A 7,607-nucleotide genomic window follows, 5' to 3' on the forward strand; every position below is an offset into this window, starting at 1 on the left:
TCCCGGCATCGCAGCATTGCAGACTCGCCGATCTGCGCCTGCGGCGCGCGGCGAGTTTTCTACAATGCCTGCGTGCGCATTGCCCTGCTGTCGCTGCTGGCCGTCCTCGTCCTCGTGGTGGTCGCCTGGGTCGCCCTGTCGCAAAGTCGATACGGTCGCGCGATGTCGCTGCTGGTGCGCATGGGCAAGGTCCCCGGCGTCGTGGGCGCCCATGTCGGCGGATGGCAGGTGACGACCGTCGAGACGCAGATGCTCTCGTTCACGGGACGCCACGGCGCCCGGGTGGCCCGCCTCTACCGGCCGGCCACGGTGCGCACGCGGCCCATCCTGCTGACCGGCGGCGTCCATGCGCTCGGCATCGACGAACCCCGGCTGATCGCGTTCGCCGAGACCCTGGCAAAGTCGGGCACGCCGGTCATCACGCCGCAGTTGCCCGACCTGAAGGAGTACCTCGTCACCACCCGCCTGACCGACGACATCGAGGACGCCGCGCTGGCGATGCTGGCGGCGCCGGAGGTACCGCAGGATGCCGACACACGCATCGGCCTGCTCGGCATCTCCTTCGCCGGCGGCCTGTCCATCATCGCCGCCGGCCGCCCGGCCCTGCGCGACCGCGTCGGCTTCGTGTTCTCCGTCGGCGGTCACGCACGGCTGCCTGGCGTGATGACCTACCTGTGCACGGGCAGGCAGCCGGATGGCCGCATGCACCCGCCCCACGAGTACGGCGCCGTGATCCTGCTCACGAACCTGGCCGAGGACGTCGTCCCGGCCGACCAGGTGGCGCCGCTACGTGCCGCCGTGCACCAGTTCCTGCACGCCTCGCACGTCGACATGTTCGACAAGCCGCAGGCCGCGATCGAGTTCCAGAAGGCCCGCGACATGGAAACGGGCCTCGCCCCTGAGGCCCGCGCGTTCATGCATCTCGTGAACGAGCGCGACGCCCTCGGCCTCGGCGCGCGATTGCTCCCCTTCCTCGATCGCTGGGGCCGAGAAGCCGAGCTCTCCCCCGCCTCGTCACCCGCGCCGACGGCGCCGGTGTTCGTGATGCACGCCCAGGGCGACGACGTGATCCCCGACAGCGAGGCGCCGGCACTCGCCGAGTACCTGCGGTCGAAGGGCACGCCGGTGCGGATGTTCGTGACGTCACTGATGAGCCACGCCGAGGTCGCACGTACGCCGACGGTCGCAGAACTCGTGACGATGGTGCGCGCCTGGGCGGAGCTCCCGTGGTGACACTGGAAATGCTGCGATGCCGCGATGCCGGGAATGCCGCAAGGCGAAGGCAGAAGGCAGAAGACGAAGGGTAGAAGCAAGAAGGGAGAAAGTCGCTCACCCGTGATGCTCACCCGTCGCGCGTGTGCGTTGGCGCTCGCGTCAGCGCTGTGCCTGTTGGCTGGTGCGCCGCCGTGCGCCAGAAGCGCACATCGGCGAGTCTGCAAGGCCGACGCCTCCCTGCGGAATGTCGCGTGCGGCGATGCCAGACGACGCCTGCCCACTGCGACATTCCCGGCATCGCAGCATCGCGGCATTCTTCGCTATGCCGTCTTCCCCTTGAGTCCCAGCAGGAGAAGTCCCCCGCCGAAGACCACGGCCCCGATGCCAGCCCAGACAGGGATGTTCACCGTCTTGCGCTCCTCGAGCGACAGCTCGAGCGGGCCGAGCTTCGCCTCGTGGGTGTCGCTGGTGTAGCTGAAGCTGCCGTAGGCCAGGGCCAGAGTGCCGGCCACGATCAGCGCGACCGCTGCGAGTTTGAACGCGTTCATGTCTGGCCTCCTCTCAGTGGAGATTGCCGGTGAGCAACAGCACCAGCAGGACGACCACGACGAGCCCGAACAGCCCGCCATAGTGCGCGCCACCCCAGCCGGCACGCGGACCGTAGAAGGCACCACCACCACCGAGGAGCAGGACGAGGAGCACGATGATCAGCAGCGTGGACATGACGACTCCGGTCGTCCTTCGACGTGGCGCGAGCAGCCTCCTGCACCAGGCCCGGAGGATGCCAGGAGTGGCACGGCTGCATGGCTCGCGTCCGACAGCAGAAGAGGCAAGGGCCGTGCCTGACTCGTTCAGCGCGATCACGGCAGGGTTCTTCACCATGGCACGTGTGGCGTGAACTATTCCGCTGCATTCAACGAAAATCACACACAAGGTTAGTGCGCGGGCGCGTGGCGTGGCCGGAACCCCGCCAATCGCCCCTCATCAGGGACCATGCCGAAGGCGCAGGGCTTGCAGTGATCGTGATCGTCGTCTCGATGGCGAGGTCACGGCTCGCGGCCCGGTCAGTCACTGCCGGGATGCGCGAGGGCCGGACGCCGACAGGGCGACCCGAGAGCGAGGGCTCCATGCGCGACCACGTGGGCATCTGGATCGATCACAAGAAGGCCGTCATCGTGCACGCCGTCGACGGGCGCGTGACCACCGACACGCTCGACTCCGACGTCGCCGCGCACCCGCACTTCGGGGGCCAGCAGGATGGGGGCGGCGAGAAGAAGTACGAGGAGCGCCGGAGCCACGACCTCGCGCGCTACTACGACGAGGTTCTGACCCAGGTGAAGGCGCCCGATGGCCTGCTGATCCTCGGCCCGGGCGAAGCGAAGCGGGAACTCCTCGAACGCTTCGTGCGCACCCGGTCCCACGACCGCTGCAGGGTCGAGCTGGAAGCGGCGGGCGTGCTCACCGACGGCCAGATCGCGGCGAAGGTGCGCGAGCACTTCTCAATCGCCCGGTGATGCCACGGGTGAGTCTCGCGGCGAGCCGATGCGTAGGGATGACGTCGCGTGCGGCGATGCCCGACCAAGGCTGCCCACTGCGACATTCCCGGCATCGCAGCATCGCGGCATTCCGCAGCTCTACTGCTTCGTGCGCTTGCGGGGCCCGCGCTTGGGGGCGATGGCGCGGGCGTACTCCTTGAGCGTCACCTTCTTGGTGACCCGCTTCTTCGCCGCCTTCTTCGTCACGCGCAGTTGCCCGCCCACGGTGCGCTTCACGTGGCTGGGCGTCGGCGCGTGGCCGAACTTCACGCCGGCCTGTGGCTCCGACGTGTGATGCGACGTCGGCTGCGCCGGCATCGCGTCGAGGCCGCACTCCACGCGCAGTTGCTGCACCTCGACCGGGCGGAGCTCCCGGTACATGCCGGGCTTGAGGCGACGATCGGTCAGCGAACCGATCTTCGTCCGCGCGAGCGTGATCACCGGGAGTCCCACGGCCTGGCACATGCGGCGCACCTGCCGGTTGCGGCCCTCGTGGATCACGATCTCGATCACCGACTGCTCGCCGGACTTCTTGGTGAACGACTCGATCACGCGCACGTGGGCACGCGCCGTGCGACGGCCGTCGAGCGGCACGCCCGACTCGAGGCGGCGCACGGTCTCCGACGTCGGCACGCCGAACACGCGCACCTCGTAGGTCCGTGGCACCTCATGGCGCGGGTGCGTGAGCCGGTCGGCGAGGTCGCCGTCGTTGGTGAGCAGGATGAGCCCCTCGGAGTCGAAGTCGAGGCGTCCCACCGGGTAGAGGCCCTGCCCCGCCTGCCCGAGCAGCGTGATCACCGTTGGCCGGCGCTGCGGGTCCGACCGCGTGGTCACGTAGTGCACCGGCTTGTACAGCAGGATGTACCGCCGCGGCACGGTCGTGTGTAGCCGACGGCCATCGACCGCGATGTGGTCGACGTCGGGATCGGCCTTGGCGCCGAGCTCGCTCGCAACCTGGCCGTTCACCTTGACGCGGCCGTCGCTGATCAACGACTCGGCGACGCGGCGCGATGCCACGCCCGCGGCCGAGAGGATCTTCTGCAGGCGTTCGAGTGGCATGGCGTCAGTGTTCCTCGTTGGGGCCGTCGTCGGTGGCCGGGGCGGCCGGGCTCGGAGAGCCGGCCCTACCCTCGGCACTGGCCTCGTCTGCAGGCTCGTCGGTCGACGTATCCGCGTCGAGTACCGCACCGTCGAGGTCGGCCTCGGGTCCCACGGCGACGAAGTCCGGCTCGGCGACGACGGGCGGCGCGGCGGTGTCGGGCGACGCGGCCGTCGCGATCGGCTGCAGTTCCGCTTCCTCGAACAGCAGCGGCTCGACGGGGCCCGATTCGTCGAACGGCAGCGTGACGCCGTCGTCCTCGTCCACCGGCGACGGCAGGTCGAAGCCGAGCGCCTCGGACATGTCCTCGACCTTCGGCAGGTCCGCCAGGTCGCGCAGGCCGAACTTGTCGAGGAACTCGCGCGTGGTGCCGTACATGAACGGCCGGCCGACCACCTGCTTGCGGCCGACGATCTTCACCAGCTTGCGGTCGAGCAGCGTGTTGAGCACGCCGGTCGTGGCGCTCACGCCGCGGATCTCGGCGATCTCGCCCGAGGTGACCGGCTGCTTGTAGGCGATGACGGCGAGCGTCTCGAGCGCTTGCACCGAGAGCTTCGACGTGGTGCGCTCCTTGAACAGGCGCCGCACCCACTCGTACAACTCGGGCCGCGTGACGATCTGGAACCCGCCGGCGACTTCCACCAGCTGCAGGCCGTCGGACTTGAGGTACGTCTCGCGGACCTCGGCGAGCGCCGCCTCGATCTCCTCCTTGGAGTGCTCCTCGAGGAGTCGCCCCATGGCCTTGAGCGTGAGCGGCTCCGGCGACGCGAAGATCAGCGCCTCGACCACCGGCTTGAGCGGGTGCGGCGCGCGCGGCGCGTTGGCCACCTCGGCCGGATCGAAGAGCTCGGGATCCCTGAGGTCGCCCGACAGGCCGTCGCTCGTCGAGGCATCGACGACGGCCGCGGCGGCGGCCCCGGACGTGGGCTCGACCTCGGCGGCGTCTGGCGTCGGCGCATCGGCGGCAGCCTCGTCGGCCGCGGCAGGGGCCTCGTCGTTCGCGGGTGTCGGCGCAGGCTTGCCGACACGGGTACGGCCGCGGCGGCCCTTCGCCGTACCGTCCGGCGCGGGCGCCTCCGCTGCAGGCGCGTCCGGCGCGGCTTCGGCGTTGGGGTCGACTTCGGCGTCGGCGGTGACGTCGGGTGTGTGCTCGTCGCTCATGACTGCGGTTCGGGCGTGCCTTGCGGCCGTCCGGGTTCGTGGTACTCGATGGGCCGCGGGGCCTCGGCAGGCCGGTCGCGCTTGTACACGCGGATGGGCCCGCCGGTGCCGCTCTGGAACACGCGGAGCACCTTGAGGCGAATCATCTCCAGCACGGCGAGGAAGGTGACGATCAGGTCGCCGCGCCTCGCCACGTCCTCGAACAGGTCCTCGAAGCCCATGGCCTCGACGCCCTCGAGCCGGCGCATCAACTGCTCGATGCGCTGCTCGATGGACATCTGCTCCATCGGCAGGTAGACCTGCGGCCGCTGCTTCGCGCGATCGACGACAGCCTTGAAGGCCGTCATCAGGCTGAAGAGATCGACCTCGAGCTCGGGTTCCTTGTCGAGCCCCTCGCCGGCCAGCGCGGCGATGCGCTCGTCGGGGCGCGCCCACTGCGCGCTGCGGACCGTCTCCTTGTCGTGCAGGAGTTCGGCGGCCGCCTTGAACTTCTGGTGCTCGACCAGGCGACGCACGAGCGCCTCGCGCGGATCCTCCTCGGGATCCTCCTGCTCGGGCGCGGGACGCGGCAGCAGGCTGCGCGACTTGATGTGGATCAGCGTCGCCGCCATCACGAGGAAGTCCCCCGCGACGTCGAGCTGCATCTCCTCCATCAGCCCGATGTAGTCCAGGTACTGCCTGGTGATGAGCGCGATCGGGATGTCGTAGATGTCGAGTTCGTGCTTCTTGATCAGGTGCAGCAGGAGGTCGAGGGGCCCCTGGAACACCTCGAGCGTGACGGGAAAGCGCTCGAGTCCCGACTCGAAGTCCCCCCTGCCCTCGGCCGCGGCAGTCCGCCATTGCGGCGCCTCGACGGCAGCGCCCTTCGCAGGGTCGACCGTGCCCTGACCGGAGTCGGGCGGCGTGGTCGTGGCCATCAGTACGCCAGGTGCAACGCCTCGCGCACGCGCTGCATCGTCTCCATCGCGATCGTCCGAGCCTTGCGGCTGCCTTCGTGGATGATCTCGCGCACGCGCTCGGGGTGCGCCTCGAGGGCGGCACGGCGTTCGCGGAGCGGCTCGAGCGTCGCGTTGACGGCCTTGGCGAGCTTCTTCTTCACCTCGACGTCGCCGACACGGCCCTCGCGGTAGCGCGTCTTCAGGTCCTCGACCTCGTCGCGATCAGGGTTGAAGGCGTCGTGGTAGATGAACACCGGGTTGCCCTCGACGGTGCCCGGGATGTCGGCGCGCACGCGCTTGGGGTCCGTGTACATCTGGCGGACCTTCTGCTCGACGGCCTCGGGGCTGTCCGAGAGGTCGATGGTGTTCTGGTAGCTCTTGCTCATCTTCCGGTTGTCGAGGCCCGGAAGGCGCGGGAAGTTCGTCAGGATCGCCTGCGGCTCCACGAAGATCTGCCCGTGCATGTGGTGCACGCGACGCACCACCTCGCGCGACAGCTCGAGGTGCGCGACCTGGTCCTCGCCGACGGGCACGAAATGCGCGTCGTAGATGATCACGTCGGCCGTCTGCAGCAGCGGATAGCCGAGGAACCCGTAGGTGGTCAGGTCCTTCTCGGTGAGCTGCTCCTGCTGCTCCTTGTACGTCGGCACCCGCTCCAGCCAGGGGATCGGGATCATCATCGACAGGAGCAGGTGCAGCTCGGCGTGCTCGGGGACGAGCGACTGCACGAAGATCGTCGCCTTCTCCGGGTCGACCCCCGCCGCGATCCAGTCGATCACGTTGTCGACGACGCTGGCCTGGATGCGGCGGGTGTCGGCGTAGTCGGTCGTCAGCGCGTGCCAGTCGGCCGCGAAGTAGAAGCAGTCGTACTGGGCCTGCAACTCGGCCCAGTTCCGCAGGGCGCCTACGAGGTGCCCGAGATGCAACTTGCCGGTCGGGCGCATGCCCGACACCACACGCTTGGTCACAACAGCAATCCGGCGATGAAGCGCGAAGGCGGCCCGATGAGGCGTCCGAGGACACCGGTGAGCATCAGGCCGTAGAGGATGAAGATGCCGTACTGGCGGATCTGATCCCACTGGTAGGCCAGCCGCGGCGGCAGCAAGGCGGCCACCACATTGCTGCCGTCGAGCGGCGGCACCGGGATCATGTTGAAGCAGGCCAGCAGGACGTTCACGAGGAAGAACCGCGACGCGAACTCGAACAGCGGCTCCACGAGCGCGATGCTGCCCACCGACATCGGGAGCAGCGGCAGGCCACGCAGGACGAAGCTCGCCAGCACCGCGAGCAGCAGGTTGCTGGCCGGCCCGGCCAGCGCAATCCACATGAAGTCGCGGCGGAAGTGCTTCAGATACCGGCCGTCGACCGGCACGGGCTTGGCCCAGCCGATGATCGGCGCCCCGGTCGCGAACGCAAGGAGCGGCAGCGCGACCGTCCCGATGGGGTCGATGTGCACCGCGGGGTTCAGCGACAGGCGCCCCTGCAGCTTCGCCGTGGGGTCGCCCAGCTGGAAGGCGGCCCAGGCGTGCGCGGCTTCGTGCACGGTGAGGGCCAGCAGCAGCCCGATGAACGCGAGGACTATTGAACCGATTTCCACGGCAGGCAAAGACAGATAGGGTAACAGAGGCTCAGGGGCGGGTACCGGGTACCGGGTACCGG

At 69.1% G+C, this 7,607-nt stretch carries 9 protein-coding genes; 2 read left to right on the forward strand and 7 right to left on the reverse strand.

The features are described 5' to 3' along the window. Positions 1 to 72: 72 nt before the first annotated feature. A complete protein-coding gene (locus ACIRDX_RS18430; RefSeq protein WP_396626901.1) occupies positions 73 to 1,233 on the forward strand; it encodes an alpha/beta hydrolase family protein in 1,161 nt (386 codons plus the stop codon). Between the two features lie 302 nt (positions 1,234 to 1,535). On the opposite strand, the gene ACIRDX_RS18435 is transcribed toward ACIRDX_RS18430, so the two are convergent. Then, positions 1,536 to 1,763 (reverse strand): hypothetical protein, encoded by a 228-nt coding sequence (locus ACIRDX_RS18435; protein WP_396626902.1) that lies wholly within the window; start codon positions 1,761 to 1,763, stop codon positions 1,536 to 1,538. Positions 1,764 to 1,776: 13 nt separating this feature from the next. Next, positions 1,777 to 1,938 (reverse strand): DUF3309 family protein, encoded by a 162-nt coding sequence (locus ACIRDX_RS18440; protein WP_396626903.1) that lies wholly within the window; start codon positions 1,936 to 1,938, stop codon positions 1,777 to 1,779. A 404-nt stretch (positions 1,939 to 2,342) separates the two neighbouring features. Between ACIRDX_RS18440 and ACIRDX_RS18445 the strand changes: the two genes are divergently transcribed. Continuing rightward, complete coding sequence (locus ACIRDX_RS18445) at positions 2,343 to 2,729, forward strand: hypothetical protein (RefSeq protein ID WP_396626904.1); 387 nt, start codon at positions 2,343 to 2,345, stop codon at positions 2,727 to 2,729. 120 nt (positions 2,730 to 2,849) lie between these two features. On the opposite strand, the gene ACIRDX_RS18450 is transcribed toward ACIRDX_RS18445, so the two are convergent. The 5 genes from ACIRDX_RS18450 to ACIRDX_RS18470 are packed head-to-tail and all read right to left on the reverse strand — an operon-like array spanning position 2,850 to position 7,545. Then, positions 2,850 to 3,809, reverse strand: a complete 960-nt coding sequence (locus tag ACIRDX_RS18450) for a pseudouridine synthase (protein ID WP_396626905.1) — start codon at positions 3,807 to 3,809, stop codon at positions 2,850 to 2,852. Positions 3,810 to 3,813: 4 nt separating this feature from the next. Continuing rightward, complete coding sequence (gene scpB, locus ACIRDX_RS18455; protein WP_396626906.1) at positions 3,814 to 5,010, reverse strand: SMC-Scp complex subunit ScpB; 1,197 nt, start codon at positions 5,008 to 5,010, stop codon at positions 3,814 to 3,816. Further along, positions 5,007 to 5,927, reverse strand: a complete 921-nt coding sequence (locus ACIRDX_RS18460; RefSeq protein ID WP_396626907.1) for a segregation and condensation protein A — start codon at positions 5,925 to 5,927, stop codon at positions 5,007 to 5,009. The genes scpB and ACIRDX_RS18460 overlap by 4 nt, the downstream gene beginning before the upstream one ends. After that, a complete protein-coding gene (gene trpS / locus ACIRDX_RS18465; protein ID WP_396626908.1) occupies positions 5,927 to 6,916 on the reverse strand; it encodes a tryptophan--tRNA ligase in 990 nt (329 codons plus the stop codon). The genes ACIRDX_RS18460 and trpS overlap by 1 nt, the downstream gene beginning before the upstream one ends. Continuing rightward, positions 6,913 to 7,545, reverse strand: coding sequence for a site-2 protease family protein (locus ACIRDX_RS18470; RefSeq protein ID WP_396626909.1), 633 nt, complete (start codon positions 7,543 to 7,545; stop codon positions 6,913 to 6,915). Before ACIRDX_RS18470 ends, trpS begins: the two co-directional genes overlap by 4 nt. Positions 7,546 to 7,607 lie beyond the last annotated feature (62 nt).

Origin of the sequence: Luteitalea sp. (assembly GCF_044337415.1) — a bacterium.
Taxonomy (GTDB): Bacteria; Acidobacteriota; Vicinamibacteria; order Vicinamibacterales; family Vicinamibacteraceae; genus Luteitalea.